Annotated in this window: 20 protein-coding genes; 1 reads left to right on the top strand and 19 read right to left on the bottom strand. The window is 43.0% G+C overall.

Going from position 1 to position 19498, the window contains the following annotated elements:
* Positions 1-175 precede the first annotated feature (175 nt).
* Positions 176-1555 carry a glycine--tRNA ligase gene (locus QM454_RS12600; RefSeq protein ID WP_432358552.1) on the top strand — a complete coding sequence of 460 codons (1380 nt, stop codon included), beginning with the start codon at positions 176-178 and terminating at the stop codon, positions 1553-1555.
* 28 nt (positions 1556-1583) lie between these two features.
* Here the strand turns inward: QM454_RS12600 and recO are convergent, their stop codons facing one another.
* The 19 genes from recO to dnaK all read right to left on the bottom strand — a co-directional run bounded on the left by recO (position 1584) and on the right by dnaK (position 19495).
* The gene (recO, locus tag QM454_RS12595; RefSeq protein WP_432358550.1) at positions 1584-2369 is read right to left on the bottom strand and encodes a DNA repair protein RecO; all 786 of its coding nucleotides are present in this window, start codon (positions 2367-2369) and stop codon (positions 1584-1586) included.
* Positions 2370-2384: 15 nt separating this feature from the next.
* Complete coding sequence (era, locus tag QM454_RS12590; RefSeq protein WP_432363997.1) at positions 2385-3293, bottom strand: GTPase Era; 909 nt, start codon at positions 3291-3293, stop codon at positions 2385-2387.
* Positions 3280-3693 carry a cytidine deaminase gene (locus QM454_RS12585; protein WP_432358548.1) on the bottom strand — a complete coding sequence of 138 codons (414 nt, stop codon included), beginning with the start codon at positions 3691-3693 and terminating at the stop codon, positions 3280-3282. Before QM454_RS12585 ends, era begins: the two co-directional genes overlap by 14 nt.
* 24 nt (positions 3694-3717) lie before the next feature.
* The gene (locus QM454_RS12580) at positions 3718-4065 is read right to left on the bottom strand and encodes a diacylglycerol kinase family protein (protein WP_432358546.1); all 348 of its coding nucleotides are present in this window, start codon (positions 4063-4065) and stop codon (positions 3718-3720) included.
* A 7-nt stretch (positions 4066-4072) separates the two neighbouring features.
* Positions 4073-4543, bottom strand: a complete 471-nt coding sequence (gene ybeY / locus QM454_RS12575; protein ID WP_432358544.1) for an rRNA maturation RNase YbeY — start codon at positions 4541-4543, stop codon at positions 4073-4075.
* A 19-nt stretch (positions 4544-4562) separates the two neighbouring features.
* Complete coding sequence (locus tag QM454_RS12570; RefSeq protein WP_432358542.1) at positions 4563-6689, bottom strand: HD family phosphohydrolase; 2127 nt, start codon at positions 6687-6689, stop codon at positions 4563-4565.
* 65 nt (positions 6690-6754) lie between these two features.
* Positions 6755-7714: a PhoH family protein gene (locus QM454_RS12565; protein WP_432358540.1), complete on the bottom strand. Its 960-nt coding sequence runs from the start codon at positions 7712-7714 to the stop codon at positions 6755-6757.
* 5 nt (positions 7715-7719) lie between these two features.
* Positions 7720-8823, bottom strand: coding sequence for a sporulation protein YqfD (locus tag QM454_RS12560; RefSeq protein ID WP_432358539.1), 1104 nt, complete (start codon positions 8821-8823; stop codon positions 7720-7722).
* A complete protein-coding gene (locus QM454_RS12555) occupies positions 8798-9055 on the bottom strand; it encodes a hypothetical protein (RefSeq protein WP_432358537.1) in 258 nt (85 codons plus the stop codon). The genes QM454_RS12560 and QM454_RS12555 overlap by 26 nt, the downstream gene beginning before the upstream one ends.
* 47 nt (positions 9056-9102) lie before the next feature.
* Entirely contained in the window at positions 9103-9603 is a 501-nt protein-coding gene (locus tag QM454_RS12550; protein WP_432358535.1) for a hypothetical protein, read from the bottom strand.
* Positions 9604-9640: 37 nt separating this feature from the next.
* The gene (floA, locus tag QM454_RS12545; protein WP_432363995.1) at positions 9641-10642 is read right to left on the bottom strand and encodes a flotillin-like protein FloA; all 1002 of its coding nucleotides are present in this window, start codon (positions 10640-10642) and stop codon (positions 9641-9643) included.
* A gap of 14 nt (positions 10643-10656) precedes the next feature.
* Entirely contained in the window at positions 10657-11997 is a 1341-nt protein-coding gene (locus QM454_RS12540) for an NfeD family protein (protein ID WP_432358533.1), read from the bottom strand.
* A gap of 165 nt (positions 11998-12162) precedes the next feature.
* Positions 12163-12336, bottom strand: a complete 174-nt coding sequence (rpsU, locus tag QM454_RS12535) for a 30S ribosomal protein S21 (protein WP_252502907.1) — start codon at positions 12334-12336, stop codon at positions 12163-12165.
* A 152-nt stretch (positions 12337-12488) separates the two neighbouring features.
* On the bottom strand, positions 12489-13196 hold the full coding sequence (gene deoC, locus QM454_RS12530; protein WP_432363993.1) for a deoxyribose-phosphate aldolase: 708 nt from the start codon (positions 13194-13196) through the stop codon (positions 12489-12491).
* 73 nt (positions 13197-13269) lie between these two features.
* Positions 13270-14610, bottom strand: a complete 1341-nt coding sequence (mtaB, locus tag QM454_RS12525) for a tRNA (N(6)-L-threonylcarbamoyladenosine(37)-C(2))-methylthiotransferase MtaB (RefSeq protein ID WP_432358531.1) — start codon at positions 14608-14610, stop codon at positions 13270-13272.
* Positions 14611-14626: 16 nt separating this feature from the next.
* Entirely contained in the window at positions 14627-15367 is a 741-nt protein-coding gene (locus QM454_RS12520; RefSeq protein ID WP_432358529.1) for a 16S rRNA (uracil(1498)-N(3))-methyltransferase, read from the bottom strand.
* Between the two features lie 2 nt (positions 15368-15369).
* On the bottom strand, positions 15370-16314 hold the full coding sequence (gene prmA / locus QM454_RS12515) for a 50S ribosomal protein L11 methyltransferase (protein WP_432363991.1): 945 nt from the start codon (positions 16312-16314) through the stop codon (positions 15370-15372).
* Positions 16315-16328: 14 nt separating this feature from the next.
* Positions 16329-17450 (bottom strand): molecular chaperone DnaJ, encoded by a 1122-nt coding sequence (gene dnaJ / locus QM454_RS12510; protein WP_432358527.1) that lies wholly within the window; start codon positions 17448-17450, stop codon positions 16329-16331.
* 206 nt (positions 17451-17656) lie between these two features.
* Entirely contained in the window at positions 17657-19495 is a 1839-nt protein-coding gene (gene dnaK, locus QM454_RS12505; protein WP_432358525.1) for a molecular chaperone DnaK, read from the bottom strand.
* Positions 19496-19498 lie beyond the last annotated feature (3 nt).

The raw sequence follows: 19498 nt of genomic DNA, 5'->3' as shown, positions 1-19498 counted from the left end.
AAGCGAACGGGGAGAGTGGAAGCCCGTATTGGCATGAAACGGCAGCCTGGAGCTAGTGTTTCTTTAAGAGGGTTGCACTTTGCAGCCAATCGAGGTGGAACCGCGGGTCATTATGCACTCGTCCTCGGACTTCATGTCCGGGGATGGGTGCTTATTTTAATTGGAGGGATTTTACATGTACTCAATGGAACAGATTGTAAATTTATCGAAACAAAGGGGCTTTGTATTTCCAGGATCGGAAATATACGGCGGCTTAGCGAACACTTGGGATTACGGTCCGCTCGGTATTGCGCTGAAAAATAATATTAAACGTGCATGGTGGCAAAAGTTTGTGCAGGAGTCGCCTTATAACGAAGGGCTTGACGCTGCTATCCTCATGAATCCAAAAGTATGGGAAGCTTCCGGACATATCGGAAACTTCAACGATCCGATGATCGACTGTAAGAAATGTAAAACACGTCATCGTGCTGATAAGCTGATTGAGGATGCACTTGATGAAAAGGGCATGGAAATAGTCGTAGATGGTATGCCGTTTGAAAAGATGGAAGAACTCATCAACGAACATAATATCGTCTGCCCTAGCTGCGGTGCTATGGATTACACTGGCATCCGCCAATTCAACCTGATGTTCAAAACGTCTCAAGGCGTTACTGATTCATCTGCGAATGAAATCTTTTTACGTCCTGAAACAGCGCAAGGGATTTTCGTCAACTTTAAAAATGTACAGCGATCCATGCGTAAAAAGATGCCATTTGGAATTGCACAGATCGGAAAGAGCTTCCGTAATGAGATCACACCAGGTAACTTTACGTTCCGTACACGCGAATTCGAACAAATGGAATTGGAGTTCTTTTGTAAGCCTGGCGAAGATATGAAATGGTATGAGTATTGGAGAGACTTCTCCGAGAAATGGCTATTGGATCTCGGATTGACGGTTGGAAATATTCGTTTGCGCGAGCATAATGAAGAAGAACTTTCGCATTACTCGAAAGGAACAGTCGATATCGAATATAAATTCCCATTCGGTTGGGGAGAGCTATGGGGAATTGCGAACCGTACAGATTTCGATTTATCCCGCCATATGGAACATTCTGGTGAGGATTTCCACTATCAAGACCCAGTGACGAATGAGAAATACATTCCATATTGCATCGAGCCTTCCCTAGGTGCGGACCGTGTGACATTGGCATTCCTATGTGATGCATTTGACGAAGAAGAGCTTGAAGGAGATGACAAGCGTACAGTTATGCGCTTCCATCCTGCAATCGCTCCTATTAAAGCAGCAGTCCTTCCTTTATCCAAGAAACTTTCGGAAGGTGCAGAAGAAGTATATGCTGAGTTACGCAAGCACTTTGCGACTCAATATGACGATTCTCAATCAATCGGAAGACGTTACCGCAGACAGGACGAAATCGGTACTCCATTCTGTATCACATACGATTTCGATTCAGAGGAAGATCGCCAAGTGACTGTGAGACACCGCGATTCGATGGAACAAGTTCGTATGCCGATTGCAGATGTTAAAGAATATATCGAAAAACATCTAGTATTTTAACATAAAATGAAAAAACCGGAGAAAAAGGTCATTCGCCTTTTTCCTCCGGTTTTTCTTTTTGTGGCAATAGTTCAGGTGTCCGCTCCAATTGATCTAGAAATGACCTAGATTTTAATCGGACTCCAACTTGTTCGTCGTAAACTGTCCGAACGATTTTTCTCATGAATTGTTTTGTCGCTTTTTTCAAGTCCAATGATCCAACTTGTTGGATTGGAACTGTGAAAAAGGTGCGGATTAACCTTAGTTGCGTCGGAGTAATCCTCACAATATACGGGTCGATTTGAAAGCAACGATGGCAAAGGAATCCAATCTCCTGAAACGAGAAAGCAAATTCACCTTCTGTAGCTCCACAATTCGCGCATTCGTGTAAAACTGGATGGACACCTGCAACGGGTAGCATCTTCCACTCAACGAATAAAGCAATTGCTTCCGGGTCGTATTGTTCATTAATTGCATGTAATGCTTCATATAGCAACCCAAAGACATTCGGGCTTTGTCCATAGTCTTCTGTCAATCGGTCTATTAGCTCCACTATGTAGCAGGCATACGCTGTCGCCTCAAGATCCTCGCGGATATGACGCATCGAATTAATCGACTCACCTTGTTCAAGCGTCCCCATCCCACGCCCGGATCTAAGAAGATAATATCCATGAGTGAATGACTGGGTTACGGCTGCTAAACGGCTAGCCGGTTTTTTAGCTCCTCTCGCCATCGCTGTCATTTTTCCTGCCTCACGTGTGTAGAGAGTAACTATTTTATTCGATTCGCCGTATGGTATGCTCCTTAGGATGATTCCTTCCCATTTATTCAGCAAGGACACCACTCCTAATTAATATTCGTCTTCACGGAATCCGAATTCTCGGAGTTGACCGGGTTTGTTGCGCCAGTCTTTTTGCACTTTTACCCATAGCTCCAAAAATACTTTTGATCCTAACAGCATTTCGATGTCATGCCTAGCTTTCGTTCCGATTTCTTTCAAGAGAGCACCTTTCTTACCGATGACAATCCCTTTTTGTGAATCCCTATCGACAATGATTGTAGCAGCGACATCAACAAGACCGCGGCTTTCATCTCTTTCAATTTTCTCGATAACGACAGCGACCGAGTGCGGTATTTCCTCACGCGTCAAATGCAAAACCTTTTCCCGTATGAATTCAGAAATGATGAAGCGTTCCGGATGGTCCGTCACTTGGTCGTCCGGATAGTATTTCGGTCCTTCAGGTAAGTAGTTCGTCAATGTTTCCATTAATCGTTCAACATTATTGCCATTCAACGCGGATAAAGGAACGATTTCCGCAAAGTCATATTCCTTCGTATACGAAGTGATTGTCGTCAAAAGGTCGTCGGGATGGACGAGGTCAATTTTATTAATTACGAGGAAGACCGGAGTTTCCGTGTTTTGCAATATATCGATAATGAACCTGTCCCCCCCACCAATCGGTTCATTCGCATTCACCATGAACATGATCACATCGACTTCTTTTAACGTATTGCGCGCGGATTTCACCATGAAATCTCCAAGCTTATGCTTCGGTTTATGAATACCAGGAGTATCGATAAAAACGAGCTGAGAGTTGTCCGTTGTAACGACACCTTGCACTTTATTTCTCGTCGTTTGAGGCTTATCGCTCATGATGGCAATTTTCTGTCCGACGACTCGATTTAAAAATGTGGATTTGCCGACATTCGGTCTCCCAATAATTGATATGAAGCCTGACTTAAATTTATCGTTGCCCATCTGCATAGTCTAAATCCTCCTTTGAAAACGCACCCGGTAACAATTCTCCGACAGTCGTCTCTTTCACTTTACCGTTTAGATTCGTCAAATAGACGGGCATATCCGATTGGCAAAATTCAGCGATTACTTGTCTGCATGCGCCACATGGTGAAATTGGGCCTTCTGTATCGCCTGTTACCGCCAACGCTTTGAATTTAGTAATTCCATCTGAAATTGCTTTGAAGAAAGCCGTCCTTTCCGCGCAATTCGTCATGCTATATGCTGAATTTTCGATATTGCAGCCGTGGTAAACGTGGCCGTCTTCCGTCAATAATGCTGCCCCTACTTGAAAATTCGAATAAGGCACGTATGCGTTCTGCCGTGCGATTTTCGCTTCTTCTATTAATTTTTCTTTATCCATAATTACACCTCGACGTAAGTATTATTAAAACCATTTAGGAATGAAAATGATCAAACCGATAATTGCGGAGATAATTGCAAAAATCAAAACGGCTCCCGACGAAAGATCCTTCGCCTGTCCAGCAACTGGGTGAATCTCTTTTGTAATAAGATCCACTGTCCGTTCAATCGCTGAATTAATCATTTCCAAAGCGATCATCCCACCGAAAAGAATGAGAATGATACACCATTCTGTCGCGCTCAGACTTGTGAAAACACCTGCAATCGTTACGACGATAACTGCCAAGACATGCAACCTCAAATTTCGTTCAGTCTGAATTCCATGTCGTATCCCCTTAAAGGCGTAATGAAATGACTTGAAGAAAGGATGCATTTCCTACCTACCTTTCAAGGCCGAACGATGTCAGAATTTCCTTTTGTCTCCCGAACATCTTCTTTTCATCTTCTTCAGTTAGATGATCGTACCCTAAGAGATGAAGGAATCCATGCAATGCGAGAAATCCAATTTCTCGCATTGCATCATGACCATATTCAACTGACTGCCGTGCAGCCGTCTCGGTAGATATGAGAATGTCTCCAAGGACGATAGGCATGCCCTCTTCCTGAACAATTGCAACTTCTCCTTCTACGGTTTCCTCAAGCGCAAATGAAATAACATCAGTTGCCTTATCTTTCCCTCTATATTCAGCATTAATTTTCCTAATTTCCTCATCCGTCATAAACGTTACGGACACTTCAGGATGACCAGAAAGTCCTTCCATTCCAGCTGCATGGTTTAACAAATCTTCTACAAGTCGGGTAATCTCATCAGTCACTTTTCCCGTTTCATCATTAAAATAAATATCGAGCATTTTTTTACCTTCCTTCTAATCAGTCCGGATATTCAATCCGGCTATGGAAAATGCCGTTCAATGTTTTGCATATAACATTTTCAACTGTTTTCAATTCCTTCATCGACAAGTCGCATTCATCGAATTGCCCATCATTTAATTTAGAAGCAATAATTGATTTGACGAGATTGGCAATTTTTTCAGGAGTTGGCTCCTTCATGGAACGCACTGCAGCTTCAACACTATCCGCAATTGAAATAATTGCAATTTCCTTCGTCTGTGGTTTAGGTCCCGGATATCGGAAATCATCCTCCACTACATCCTGTCCTAATTCCTTCGCCTTTACAAAGAAAAATTTTAAAAAACTTGTTCCATGATGTTGCCTTGCAATATCAATGATTTCAATTGGCATTTTATGCTTCGCTAGCAAATCGGCTCCGTCATTTGCATGGGAAATAATGATATCACGGCTTTTTTCCGGTGGCAATTCATCGTGCGGATTCATGGAGCCGTGTTGGTTTTCAATGAAAAAACTAGGACGGATCGTTTTACCGATATCATGATAATAACTTCCGACCCTAGCGAGTAATCCATTCGCCCCTACAGATTCACAAGCAGCATCCGCCAAATTTGCGACCATTACACTATGATGGTATGTACCCGGTGTTTCGGTAAGCACTTTCTTTAATAGTGGATGATTTGGATTCGATAATTCAATTAACCTCATATCTGACAACAATCCGAAAGCAGATTCAAAAAAAGGCATCAGTCCAATTGTTAACGCTCCCGATAAGATTCCTGATGTCACCGCCGCTATTAAGTAGAACACCAACTCGGAAAGATTGTATGAAGACTGAGTCATCAATAAATAGAAACCTATGAAAAGAATATTGGACATCGCTACAACGAGACTCGTCCGTAAAATATTCGATCTTCTTCCGTTATTGCCTAAAACATAAATGCTGAAGACACCGCTGAACAGAATATAAAGGGCAATCTCCATTTGCATGATGGCTGCGAACCCTTCTTGTAACATAATACCAGCGGTTGCCGCCGTGATAATCGTCATCATGAAAGCTAGCCTTTCATTCGTCAGTAACTTTACAAGGAGTGGTGCAAGCGCTGTCGGGAATAAGAATGCAATCTGCACATCAAACTCCTTATCAATTAAACTAATAAGCTTCATCATAGTAACGAGAATAAAAAAGATAGAATAAATAATTAACAATGATTTCTTTTTCTTCTTACTATCTTCCCGCCATGTTAGGAAGTGCATGTAAACGATAGCTGACACAAATAGTATGAACAGGATGAGACCTGCCATCGGTTTTGTGGAAGAATGATTCGTCAACAAGCCCGTCAATTCCAACTGTCTGTAAATTTCAGAGTCGATGAATTGCCCTTCTCGGACAATAACTTGTCCTTGAAGGATCCTTGTCGGCTGTACAGCATTTTTTTCCTCTTCTATCCTTTTGTCAGTCAGCTCTTTATTAATCGTTTCCGTTTCGACGACGAGCGATCTTCCTAGCGTAATTAATGTCTGCAACTCCCCAGGGGGAATTGCTTCGGACAAACGAAGCTTCCTTTCCACTTCATAGCGAACGGAGGACAAATCACTACTTCGTACAGGTTTGGACAATTCCTCACCGATAATTCCAGCAATTTCGCTCTGGATTTTCCGCAAGACCGAGATATCTCTGTTCAATAAGCTTGAAATTGCATCATCTGTCAGTCGGAGACCCGGCTCCTCTTTTTCCAACTTCAGCAATTTTTCCCTAACTGTCTTAATCTGCTCCGAACGCGTCTTTCCTATTTTGTCTATGTCTTCGTTATCTAAAGTATTCACTTGTTTCTCTTCGATAATAAACTCCAATAACTCTACCGCGATAGCTGCTCTGTTTTTAGCAATATCCTCTGAAAACTGGTAAAACGGTGTCACTTCAGATTCAATTCTCCGTTTTTCCTGCTCCGTTTTCACCGTATCCTCGACTGTTTTCAAAGAACGAATTGTCTTCGGGGATATTTTGAATTCATGGAGTTCATACGTTTCCTGCTTTATATTGCCGTACATGAGGGAAAATAATGCGATAGCTGCCAAGCCGATGACAAACAGTGCCAAGTATTTGAATTTCAATGATTTGAAACGCTTAATAATGGGTGCGAACACAAACAATCCCCCCTATCTCTCTTTATCATTCGCATATTTAGTTAAATGAGGAAAGAGCAGTCACTTCAGGATGACTGCTCACTTTCATAAGCTTCAATGATTTTTGCAACGATTGGGTGCCGGACGACGTCTCCTTGCTCCAAATATTGAAAATGTATTTCAGGAACTTTTTTTAAGATCGATTCAGAAGCATTCAAGCCTGATTCAACACCTCTAGGTAAATCGATTTGTGTCTTGTCCCCTGTAATCACCATTTTGGAACCAAAACCTAATCGTGTTAAGAACATTTTCATTTGTGCCTTCGTCGTATTCTGAGCTTCATCGAGGATGACGAATGCATCATCAAGTGTACGGCCCCTCATATACGCTAGCGGAGCGATTTCAATTACCCCACGCTCAATGAGCCTTTCTGTGTGCTCAGACCCTAAAACGTCATGCAACGCATCGTAGAGAGGTCGTAAATAAGGATCCACCTTCTCTTTTAAGTCACCGGGAAGAAATCCGAGACTTTCACCAGCTTCAACAGCAGGACGCGTCAAAATAATTCGTTTGACGGACCCTATCTTCATTGCCTGTACGGCAAGAACGACAGCAAGATATGTCTTTCCTGTACCAGCAGGACCAATACAGAAAACAAGATCATTTTTCCGTATTGCGTGGATATACTCCCGCTGACCGATTGTCTTCGCCCGAATTGCCTTCCCTTTTGCAGTACGTGCAATTTCTTCATCATACAATTCGGCGAAATATTCAATCGTACCACTTTTCACCATTTCAATCGCTGTGGAAATATCGCGTAAGTTAATATTGATACCTTTACGTATTACTTTCAATAGTTGTTCAAGAAGATACTTTCCAGCAATAATATCCTGTTCTTCACCAGTTAGTGAAACAGTATCTCCACGAGTAAGGATAGAAATATTCATAGATTCTTCAATCAATTTCATATTTTGATCGGAAATGCCGAGCAGCATGACAGCCTCATTCGGTTCCTCTATATGAAGTTGAATCAGTTGTTCGCTCAATAGTTTCAGTCTCCTTGGGATATCGGTCTTTTTATCGCTATATTTTCGTTCATTAAAAATAATATAGTCCCCTCAACTGTATCATTTCCGAACGTCAAGTGTAAAATATTTTCATCTTTTATGATGAGATCTGTTTGTGTTTCGGTCAATATTTTATATTTTACTAATGGAATGATGACATCTTTCTCCATTCCTTCTGTTAACTCGAATTGGGCGATACGATCTTCCCGATACTTCTCTGTCCGGATGAAAGGCTGGAGCTTAGGTACCCTTTCCTCGTTCCATACAATCGGAGACTGCCAATGAATAATAATATTTTCTTCCCCAAGCAGATGGTAATTTACGATTTTAGGAATTTTGAATGAGTATTCCGACCAAAAGTCTGCATATACAGCTCCTTCCGCCCCGACGACTGTACGTTTATTCCCCTGCTCCAGTATACCTGTCGCAAGTAAATCCCCTCTTTTCACAGTTTGATGGACACGGGCAACCCTCTCCCCTCTACTCAACTGAAAACTTGTTACGACACCGCCGGTACGGGCAACAAGGTCGGATGGAGGTCCAGTCTTCTCTACGCTGTCATTTAATTTTGGAGAGAGCATCGGTATGACCGTCAACGTACTTCCTGATCTTTTGAACCTTACCCATGAGAGGGATGGATCTTCAGACATGAGTGCCCTACGTATTTCCCCTTCATCCGGAATCATGGAAAGCGGTCGGAGCTTAGTAATCGACGTTTCCTCCAATTTGTTTGCTATCCGTTCCGATACTTCAGGCACATCAGTTTCTATCTCAATTTTCCAAAGGAATAAAGAAGCGATGAGCGGAATAATACATGCGATTAAAAAGCGAAAGGACGAAAAAATCCTTTTTTCCACGGTCCCCTCATCTGCAGGCTTAATAGATACTTTCATTTTATACTTACGCCTATGTGTCCTTATGACTTGGATCCCTTTTCTATCAGTACGGAATTGAATCCCTTTTCCGGTTTCGGTTAGCCCGGAAATTTTTACGCCGGAACTTGCAAGGAATGTTAAAAATTTAGACGGATCCAATTTGCCAGTGAGCACGACGAAATACCGTTTATGAATCATAGGCATCCTGTCCATTTGTCATTTCTTTAATGTTTACATTTTTTAACGTTTCAAATGAAAATACTGCAATCTCCTCCGACAACGTTTCGACGATAAGATCCTCTCCGGATGCTTCAATGACGTGGTCTCCGCTCCGGATCACTGCATAATCGGGTCCTAGTTTCATTAATGAATATGGACCAGTAATTCTAACTAAAACAAATTCTTCAATCGTTACGGATGAGTTCATTTTAAATAATTTTTTCAAGATAAAACCCCCTATCCAAGCCTATGATTTGGGTAGGGGGTCAATGATTATTGTTTTGATTTTGGAGGACCAAAAATTTCAGAGAAGATAATACCTTTTAGTAGGTCCTCTTCATTTTTCGGAATCATCTCGTGATAGTCCATCGACTCTTTCGATACGAGGCTCCCTTGATGAACCGACAATCGACCACGATGCGTTTGTTCCCGGGTTGTTGATGTCCTGTCAATCTTCTTATCAGAAGGTGCCTGAGTCGTGTTTACGACACTACGTCTTTCGACTTCCCTCACCTCTGTAGGAATTGAAATGACAGGCGCGGGTTTTCGCTCAGGTGATTGCCTACTTGGAGGCTCATCGATGTCAGTTTTAAATTCACGTTGAATTTCCTTGTACATCTCCTGAGTCATTTCTTTCAACTTCCGCATAGGATCATTAACGTCTGTTTGTGCCGTCGGTTGTCTCTTTTGCGTCTTCGGTGCTTCTTTAGATTTTTTCCCTTTGAAGAACGAACTGATGATTCCCATGACGATTAGTATAATCAACGATTCCATCTGCGCATCCCCTTTCCGGGAATTTTCAGCTCAAACGTCACTCTTTCGTTGTATCCGGTTTTTGCTGATCCACACCAATTTTACTGATTGAATCACGCATGCCCGTGTCAGCTTGGATATTTTTATAATTCATATAATCCATAATACCGATGTTGCCGGTCCGGAGAGCTTCAGCCATCGCAAGAGGAACTTCTGCCTCTGCACCGACGACTTTCGCGCGCATCTCTTGGACTTTCGCTTTCATTTCTTGCTCGTTTGCAACAGCCATTGCACGACGTTCTTCCGCTTTCGCCTGCGCAATGTTCTTATCAGCTAGCGCTTGTTCAGTTTGAAGTTCAGCACCGATGTTTTTACCGATATCAACGTCCGCGATATCAATGGATAAAATTTCAAATGCAGTTCCGGAGTCAAGTCCTTTTGCCAAAACTGTTTGAGATATTAAATCAGGGTTTTCCAAAACTTTCGCATGGTCAACCGAAGAACCGATTGTCGAAACGATACCTTCTCCGACACGTGCAACTACCGTTTCTTCACCTGCACCACCGACAAGTCGATCGATGTTTGCACGGACTGTAATACGTGCCTTCGCCTTCACTTCGATACCATTCATTGCAACACCAGCGATGAATGGAGTTTCAATAACTTTTGGGTTTACGGACATTTGAACCGCCTCAAGAACGTCACGCCCAGCAAGATCGATTGCTGCTGCACGTTCAAATGACAATTCGATATTCGCACGATGTGCCGCAATCAATGCATTGACAACACGGTCGACGTTACCTCCAGCCAAGTAGTGGCTTTCAAGCTGGTTAATTGAAACACTCAATCCGGCTTTATGCGCCTTAATTAACGGATTGACGACTCGACTCGGGATTACCCGGCGAAGACGCATACCAATTAATGTGAAAATGCTTACACGTACACCTGCTGCAAGCGCAGATATCCATAGTGTTACAGGTACGAGCGTGAAAAATACTGACAATATGATGATCGCTAAAATAACGAGACCACCTGTCACAAACAATCCTCCAGTTGCCATAGCTGTTTCAAACATTATTCATTCTCCTCCTTTTCTACTAATTCCCGAACTACAATCCGAGAACCTTCAACCTTTACAATGATAACATGTTTTCCTCTATCGATGTAACTTCCTTGTGACACAACATCGATCCGCTCTCCTTCCATATCAACCGTACCGGACGGACGAAGAGGAGTAATTGTAATCGCCTTCTTGCCGAGCAATTCGACACGATTGACATTCGACACATAACCACTTTCTGTATCTGTCGAATCCATGAGGACGACCTTATTTAACAAATGCAATTTTCTTCCGAAAAACTTCATAATGATCACCATCCCGCTTATAGCGACTGCAATCGCGATGAGGACAGAATACGCCATGTACATCGGATTGCCACCCGCCAAAATAATACTTACAACGATCGCGACAGATCCAAGGACACCAGCTATCCCACCTGCCACAAAAAACTCAAGTATGATGAGCCCAATTCCAATAATAAACAGAATTAATGTTTCATATCCGGCAAGTCCCGCAATGAGATGTCCGAAAAAGAATAGTAGCAATGCGGAAAGTGCCATCGTGCCCGGTACCCCAAATCCCGGTGAGTACAACTCCACAACGAGTCCCAATCCAGCTATCGACAATAGGATCGGAACGACAATCGGATGTGTGACGAACCGCGCGATACCTTCTGTGAACGTTACATGCGTCTGTACAATTTCAGCATTTTCTAGCTTATTCAGTTTCAGAATTTCTTGGATAGACGATACGGTCCCTTCACTATAACCGACTTCGGATTCTGCCGCTTCGCTTGCTGTCAATGTTAATAACTGACCTTTTCCAGCACGGTATTCCGGCATCTCAATAGACGGTTCTGCCATCGCTTCCGCAAATTCAGGTTTACGATTATGCGATTCTGCAGCACTTTTCATTTCGGCTACCCATAAACTATGCGCTTTAACATCCACGGCATTTCCAGTAGTTCCTTCGACTACTTGGGCTGCACCGATCTTGCCATTCGGAGACATGTAGATCTTGTCAGCATGGAGTGCGATGTATGCCCCAGCGGAAATTGCTTTGTAGTTAATATAGGCAAAGATTTCAGGGTCAGTCTCATCCATCAGCTTCCCTATTTCTCCAGCTGCGTCAACAAAGCCTCCATTTGTATGGATTTCAAGGATGATTGCTTTCGCTCCGGCTTCCTCTGCTTCATTAAACGACCGTTTCAAATATGCATAAAGGCCTTTTTCGACCTCTTTATTTAGTTTCACATGATATACTTTTTCTGCAGCCGCATCCGTATTTGCAAAAGGGATTGAAATCGCAGATAGGAATAAAATGAACAGGAGAAGCTTCCCAATCATTTTCCGCATTCGTTCATTCACCTCTTTCTCTTTCTTTATAACCATTATACATTCTTTACGTATTGCCTTGTTAAAAGGTTTCATTTCTTATGTACAAAAACCGGAAAACCCTTAAAGGATTTTCCGGTTTCATACATAAACATGCTTATTTTTGTTAGTTAATATGGACAGATATTAGAATTTACGCTTACGAGCAGCCTCAGACTTCTTTTTACGTCTGACACTTGGTTTCTCGTAGAACTCACGCTTTCTTACCTCTTGTATTGTACCACTTTTTGATACAGTACGTTTGAAGCGGCGAAGAGCATCTTCAAGCGATTCATTTTTGCGAACGACAGTTTTCGTCATATCTCTTGTCCCTCCCTCCGAGCACACTTCGAAACAAGGCGTTACTCCTTGTACTAAAAAATTATAACGTACTATCCGTGAGTGGTCAATAAAAAACTTTCAAAATATCTTTGCGAAATAGGAAAATTTCCTTTGCCCACGGAAGTTGTGTATCAATATTCGGAATTACTTTGGAGCCCTTGCATGATCTGTACTCCTGAACTTGCCCCAATCCTTGTTGCTCCCGCCTCAATCATCTGTTTCATATCGTCGAAGCTACGAACTCCTCCAGATGCCTTCACGCCCATTTCCGGACCAACAACGCCACGCATTAGTTTGACATCTTCAACAGTAGCGCCGCCAGTAGAGAAACCTGTTGATGTTTTAACGAAATCTGCACCTGCAGCTCGTGTTAGTTCACAAGCTTTCCTCTTCTCTTGATCGTTCAGCAATGAAGTTTCAATAATTACTTTGACGATTGCCTTACCTTTTGCTGAATCGACGACTGCTTCAATATCTTTTTTAACTACTTCGTCATCGCCGCTCTTCAAAGCTCCGATATTAATAACCATGTCAATTTCCTCGGCTCCGTTTTCGATCGCATTCTTCGTTTCAAACGCTTTCACCGTGCTTGTTGAAGCACCTAACGGAAACCCGATAACCGTACAAACTTTTACAGTTGAATTAGTCAATATTTCTGCCGCTGTTTTAACCCAAGCTGGGTTAACGCATACCGATGCGAAAGAATATGTTTTCGCTTCTTCGCATAGCTGAATAATCTCCTCTTTTGTTGCATCTGCTTTTAGTAATGTATGATCGATATATGCTGCGTATTGTTGATTCAAATTAATTCCTCCTCTGGTCGAACGTACCTCTCTCATCATAGCAAATATAAAATTTCTTCGCATCAAAAAACAGTCCACCCAGTAATGGATGAACCGTTTTCTACTTTGTTTATGCAAATGTTTCTTCTGCTTCTACGACACGGACAAATTGCCCTTCATTATAAGGATAGCCAGCTTTCGTAATTTTGACTTTAACAATTTTGCCGACCATCGATTCATCCGCCGGGAAGACGACTTTCAAATAGTTGTCCGTGTACCCTTCATACAAACCACTTTCTGGGTCAAGCTTGTATTTCTCTTCCGGAATCACTTCAAGCACTTCGTCTTCAAATTCGCTTGCATATTGTTTCGCCAATTGGTCGTTCAACTGAATTAGGCGATGAACGCGCTCATTTTTAACTTCTTCGTTAATTTGATCTTCCATCCGAGCAGCAGGAGTTCCCGTACGTTTCGAATAAGGGAAAACGTGCATCTCGGAAAAACGGTGGTCTCTAACGAAATTATACGTCTCCATAAATTCTTCTTCCGTCTCACCAGGGAACCCAACGATGACATCGGACGTGATGGCAAGATGTGGCAATGCTTCACGTAGTCGATCAAGACGTTCCGCAAAAAATTCCATCGTATATTTCCGTCGCATCCGTTTCAACACTGTATCCGATCCCGATTGGATTGGAATATGCAGATGCCTTACAATCTTCGTTGACTGGCGCAGCACTTCAATTACTTCATCAGTCAACTGGCTCGCTTCAATGGAGCTGATCCGGAGTCTTTTTAGTCCCTTCACCTCAGATTCAATGTCACGAAGCAAGCGAGCAAGATTGTAATCTTTCAAGTCTTCGCCATATCCGCCAGTGTGAATCCCTGTGAGGACGATTTCTAAATAACCTGCATCGACTAATTGTTGAGCTTGTCGAATGACTTCTTCAGGGTCTCTAGAACGCATAAGTCCGCGAGCCCATGGGATGATACAAAATGTACAAAAGTTATTGCAGCCTTCCTGAATTTTCAAAGAAGCCCTCGTACGATCTGTGAAAGCAGGTACATCGAGTTCTTCATAAACCCGGTTCTTCATAATATTCCGGACAGCATTTATCGGTTGGCGTTCCGACTTGAAATCGTCTATCAGACTGAGCAATTTCGTACGGTCCTGTGTTCCGACAACAATATCAACTCCCGGAATTGCCATAATTTCAGCCGGAGAAGTTTGTGCGTAACAACCTGTGACACAGATGACTGCATCCGGATTTCGTCGGATTGCTCGTCGGATGACTTGGCGACTTTTCTTATCGCCGGTATTTGTTACCGTGCATGTATTAATAACGTAAACATCTGCGTTTTTCTCGTAATCGGAGCGTTCATATCCAGCATCTTTGAAAAGCTGCCAGATCGCTTCCGTTTCATAATGATTCACTTTGCAGCCTAATGTATGAAAAGCAACAGAAGACACTAGCTGCTCACCTCTTTCATTCAAATTCATATGACATGGCGGACAATACATAAAGTGGTGCAGTTTCCGTCCTCAATATACGCGGACCTAATGAAACCGATAAAAAATCCGCAGCGCGCATTTCTTCGGCTTCCTTTCTTGACAGACCGCCTTCTGGACCGAAAACGACCAGTACCGATTGTTTATGATACACGTTTTTCAGCCGGTCTGCAATCCTGTTCGGATCAGCGCCTTTCGCGTCTTCTTCATCGGCAAATAAACGAATATCATAGTCTTTAGATTCCTTTAGAAATTGCTTAAATGACATTGGTGCCGATACTTCAGGAACTAACGTGCGATGACATTGCTCCGCAGCTTCCTTCGCAATCTTTTTAAGTCTATCTACTTTTTTATGCCCTTTTTTCGTATCCCATTTGACGATGGACCGTTCTGCTTCGAAAGGAATGATTTTATGCATTCCTAGCTCCGTCCCTTTTTGGACAATTAGTTCGAGTTTATCACCTTTAGGTAAGCCGCACGCAATTGTCACTCTTACTGGCATTTCATTCGAAGGCAAGAGACCGTCGATCTTGCTAACAATAACTTCTTCAGGAAGTATGTTTTCGATTTCAGAGATATATGCTTCGCCATCGTCTACAGTGATGATGCGGTTGCCGGCTTCCATTCTCATTACCTTGGCGATATGCTTAGCATCATCACCGGAAATGGAGGCTTTTCCGGCCTCATCGAATGGCGTTTCAAGGAAATAACGTTGCAAAGTTACACACTCCTTTTGGAAGCGATGATCGCGACCCACTCTTCCATTAAGACCGATTCAATAATTTCAAAGCCTTTGCTTTGGAGATCATCCTTTACAAGGTCTCTTTTTTGAGCGATGATTCCAGACACGATGAATAAGCCGTCTTCTGGGAGAATGGAGTACGCATCTTCTGAAAACGTCATAATTACTTCAGCTAATATATTGGCAACAATAATGGAGGCCGGCTCTTTAACAGAATCCAGTAAGTTTCCATGTGTCACTTCAATAACATTGTCGACCTTATTCAAGCTAATATTCTCTTTTGCAGCTCGCACTGCCACTTCATCCAAATCAAGTGCGTGTACTTTAGAAGCGCCGAGAAGGGCTGCCCCGATTGACAACACGCCCGAACCAGTCCCGACGTCAATGACTGTATCGCCTTTCTTCACATACTTCTCCAACGCTTGTAGGCACATAACCGTCGTCGGGTGAGTCCCTGTTCCGAAAGCCATCCCTGGGTCGAGTTCAATTATTAGTTCGTCAGAGTCTACCGGCTCATATGTTTCCCACGTAGGAACGATCGTGAATCGGCCCGAGATTTTTACAGGATGGTAATACTTCTTCCACGCTGTCGCCCAATCTTCTTCATCCACTTCGTTCGTACGGACTTGATTAAGCCCAACGTCTAAGCCGTACTCAGCTAATTCATTGACAGATTCGCTAATTTCCTTAACCGTTTCAATTAAAAAGCTGTTAACTGGCAAGTATGCTTTTACGATGACCCCTTCTGCAGGGAAATCTTCTTTCTTAAGCTCATAAATTTCACCGTAACGATCTTCATGAATGCGATCTGGCTCCTCGGAGTCTTCTATGATGACTCCGCTCGCTCCCGCTTCATGTAAAATGTTAGCAACGGCTTCAGTCGCCTCATGTGACGTATGGATGGAGATTTCAGACCATTTCACTACGTTCATCCCTTTCAGTCGCCTTTTATCGTTCTTTTGATCTTATCAAAAAGTGAGCTTGAATACTCATCCGGAGAATCGCCTTCAATTGAAGCAAATTCACGGAGGAGCTCTTTTTGTTTTTCCGTCATTTTCTTAGGCGTGACCGCTTTAATGATGACGTGTTGATCACCCGTGCCGTGTCCATGAACATTTTTGACGCCTTTTCCACGAAGTCGGAAATTTGTTCCTGTTTGCGTTCCTGCTGGGATTTTCAATTTGACGTTCCCCGTCACTGTCGGCACTTCGATCTCGTCACCAAGTGCCAATTGCGGAAATGTGAGAGGCAATTCCAAATAAATGTCGTCTCCTTCACGGATAAAGCGCTCATGCTCCCTTACTCTGAAGACGATGTACAAGTCGCCGGAAGGACCGCCATTTATGCCTGCTTCCCCTTGACCAGATACGCGCAATTGTTGACCGTCGTCCACCCCCGCAGGGATTGTCACTTTAATTTTCTTCCGTTTCGCCACACGGCCCGCACCATAGCAAGTTCCACATTTTTCAGGTATGATTTTCCCAGTCCCTTGACAATGCGGGCATGTTCTGCGATTCACCATTTGACCGAGTGGAGTGTTTTGAGTGACTGAAATTTGTCCTGATCCGCCACAATGTGAACATGTATTGACCTGTGTACCTTTTTTTGCCCCAGTTCCGCTGCACGTATCACATGACTCTTCTCTTGGTACTTCAATTTCAGTCTCTTTCCCGAAAACCGCCTCCATGAAATCAATCGTCATGGAATACTGAAGGTCATCACCTTTCCGAGGTGCATTCGGGTCTCGTCGTCTCGTACCGCCCCCGAAAAACGTACTGAAAATATCTTCGAAACCGAATCCATCTGCAGAACCACCGCCAAATCCACCAAAGCCTTGGTTAGGACCAGCATGGCCGAATTGGTCATAATTCGCACGTTTGCTCTCATCGCTCAATGTTTCAAACGCTTCAGTCACTTCTTTAAATTTCTCTTCAGCACCCGCTTCTTTATTTAAATCAGGGTGATACATTTTTGATAATTTTCGATAGGCTTTCCTTATTTCCTCTTTGCTCGCCGTTTTCGGCACGCCGAGTACTTCGTAATAATCACGCTTGCTCATTATTCCACTCTCCCATGAATCTTTAACATTCGCATTTCACGAACCGAAATCCTAGCTTTAAATTGGTCCCGTTCGAGTTACGACTCATTGTAACACGCACAGAAAAAAGAGACAAAACTCCTGTCAGCCTAATTTCGATTGCTTACCAAAAGAAAAAGTCAAAGCCGGAATATCGGACTTTGACTTTTCCGTCAACGATTGTTCAATTAGTTTTTCTTGTTATCGTCTACTTCTTCAAAGTCAGCATCGACAACACCATCATCTTTCGGTTGACCACCCGCTTCAGCCGAACCGCCTTGCGCTTGAGCTTCCGCAGCTGCTTGCTCATATAATTTAACCGACAATTGTTGGACAAGCTCTTCTAATGCTTCTTTTTTCGTGCGTAATTCATCTAAGTTTCCAGCTTCCAATGCTGTCTTCAGTTCTTCTTTAGCATCTTCGACTTGTTTTACTTCTTCTTCAGACACTTTGCCCTCAAGGTCTTTCAATGTTTTTTCAGCCATGAAGACGAGTTGGTCTGCGTCATTTTTCAAGTCTGCTTCTTCTTTACGTTGTTTATCTGCTTCAGCATTCGCTTCAGCATCTTTCACCATGCGCTCGATTTCATCGTCGGAAAGACCAGAGCTTGATTGGATTGTAATATTTTGCTCTTTTTGCGTTCCAAGATCTTTCGCTTTTACAGTAACAATACCGTTTTTATCGATATCGAATGTCACTTCGATTTGCGGGATACCACGTGGAGCAGGTGGAATATCCGTCAATTGGAAACGGCCGAGTGTCTTATTGTCAGCAGCCATTGGGCGCTCACCTTGCAATACATGGATATCAACGGCAGGCTGGTTATCTGCAGCCGTCGAGAATACTTGGGACTTGCTCGTTGGGATAGTCGTATTTCTTTCAATCAATTTCGTGAATACGCCACCCATCGTCTCGATTCCTAGGGAAAGTGGTGTCACGTCAAGTAAAACGACATCTTTCACGTCTCCGCGAAGGATCGATCCTTGAACAGCTGCACCCATAGCGACAACTTCGTCAGGGTTAACACCTTTGAACGGCTCTTTACCCGTTTCTTTCTTAATCGCTTCCTGTACCGCAGGAATACGCGTAGATCCTCCAACAAGGATGACACGGTCGATTTCAGAAGGAGACAAGTCTGCATCTTGCATCGCCTGACGCGTTGGTACCATGGAACGTTCTACTAAATGTGCTGTCAATTCATCGAACTTAGCACGAGTTAATGAAATTTCAAGGTGTAATGGACCTGCTTCTCCTGCAGTGATGAATGGTAATGAAATTTGAGTTGATGTTACACCTGAAAGGTCTTTCTTCGCTTTTTCAGCTGCATCTTTTAGACGTTGCATTGCCATTTTATCTTGCGAAAGATCGATTGCATTCTCTTTACGGAATTCTTGTACTAAGTAATCAATAATTACATCGTCGAAGTCGTCTCCGCCCAACTTATTGTCACCTGCTGTTGCACGTACTTGGAATACGCCATCGCCGAGCTCAAGGATTGAAACGTCGAACGTACCGCCGCCAAGGTCATAGACGAGAATTGTTTCATCTTCATCTGCCTTATCAAGGCCGTAAGCAAGAGCTGCTGCAGTTGGCTCGTTAATAATTCTTTCTACTTCAAGCCCTGCAATCGTACCAGCATCTTTCGTCGCTTGACGCTGAGCATCGTTGAAGTATGCAGGAACGGTAATGACTGCTTTTGATACTTTTTCACCTAAGTATTCTTCCGCATAACCTTTCATATATTGAAGGATCATTGCAGATACTTCTTGTGGAGTGTACTCCTTGTCTTCAGCTTTCACTTTATAATCGGATCCCATATGTCTTTTCACAGACATGATCGTGTTTGGATTTGTAATAGATTGGCGCTTTGCCACTTCCCCGACTTGGCGCTCACCGTTTTTGAATGCGACAACAGATGGCGATGTACGGTTACCTTCCGGGTTTGGAATAACTTTCGCCTCTCCGCCTTCATATACTGCCACTACTGAGTTAGTTGTACCCAAGTCGATACCAATAATTTTGCTCATTTG

This window comes from Sporosarcina sp. UB5 (assembly GCF_050859005.1).
In the GTDB taxonomy this organism is placed as follows: domain Bacteria; phylum Bacillota; class Bacilli; order Bacillales_A; family Planococcaceae; genus Sporosarcina.
Note: the sequence above shows the minus strand (reverse complement) of the source record. Positions and strands in the feature narration are given on the sequence as shown.

Excerpts from the sequence above, each read along its gene's own strand:
- QM454_RS12540 (WP_432358533.1), bottom strand. The coding sequence starts at position 11,997 with ATGCGGAAAATGATTGGGAAGCTTCTCCTGTTCATTTTATTCCTATCT.
- era (WP_432363997.1), bottom strand. The coding sequence starts at position 3,293 with ATGGGCAACGATAAATTTAAGTCAGGCTTCATATCAATTATTGGGAGA.
- QM454_RS12550 (WP_432358535.1), bottom strand. The coding sequence starts at position 9,603 with ATGGAATCGTTGATTATACTAATCGTCATGGGAATCATCAGTTCGTTC.
- QM454_RS12560 (WP_432358539.1), bottom strand. The coding sequence starts at position 8,823 with ATGGACAGGATGCCTATGATTCATAAACGGTATTTCGTCGTGCTCACT.
- dnaJ (WP_432358527.1), bottom strand. The coding sequence starts at position 17,450 with ATGAGCAAGCGTGATTATTACGAAGTACTCGGCGTGCCGAAAACGGCG.
- QM454_RS12580 (WP_432358546.1), bottom strand. The coding sequence starts at position 4,065 with ATGCATCCTTTCTTCAAGTCATTTCATTACGCCTTTAAGGGGATACGA.
- QM454_RS12600 (WP_432358552.1), top strand. The coding sequence starts at position 176 with ATGTACTCAATGGAACAGATTGTAAATTTATCGAAACAAAGGGGCTTT.
- deoC (WP_432363993.1), bottom strand. The coding sequence starts at position 13,196 with ATGAGAGAGGTACGTTCGACCAGAGGAGGAATTAATTTGAATCAACAA.
- dnaK (WP_432358525.1), bottom strand. The coding sequence starts at position 19,495 with ATGAGCAAAATTATTGGTATCGACTTGGGTACAACTAACTCAGTAGTG.
- floA (WP_432363995.1), bottom strand. The coding sequence starts at position 10,642 with ATGGCAACTGGAGGATTGTTTGTGACAGGTGGTCTCGTTATTTTAGCG.
- rpsU (WP_252502907.1), bottom strand. The coding sequence starts at position 12,336 with ATGACGAAAACTGTCGTTCGCAAAAATGAATCGCTTGAAGATGCTCTT.
- ybeY (WP_432358544.1), bottom strand. The coding sequence starts at position 4,543 with ATGCTCGATATTTATTTTAATGATGAAACGGGAAAAGTGACTGATGAG.
- QM454_RS12585 (WP_432358548.1), bottom strand. The coding sequence starts at position 3,693 with ATGGATAAAGAAAAATTAATAGAAGAAGCGAAAATCGCACGGCAGAAC.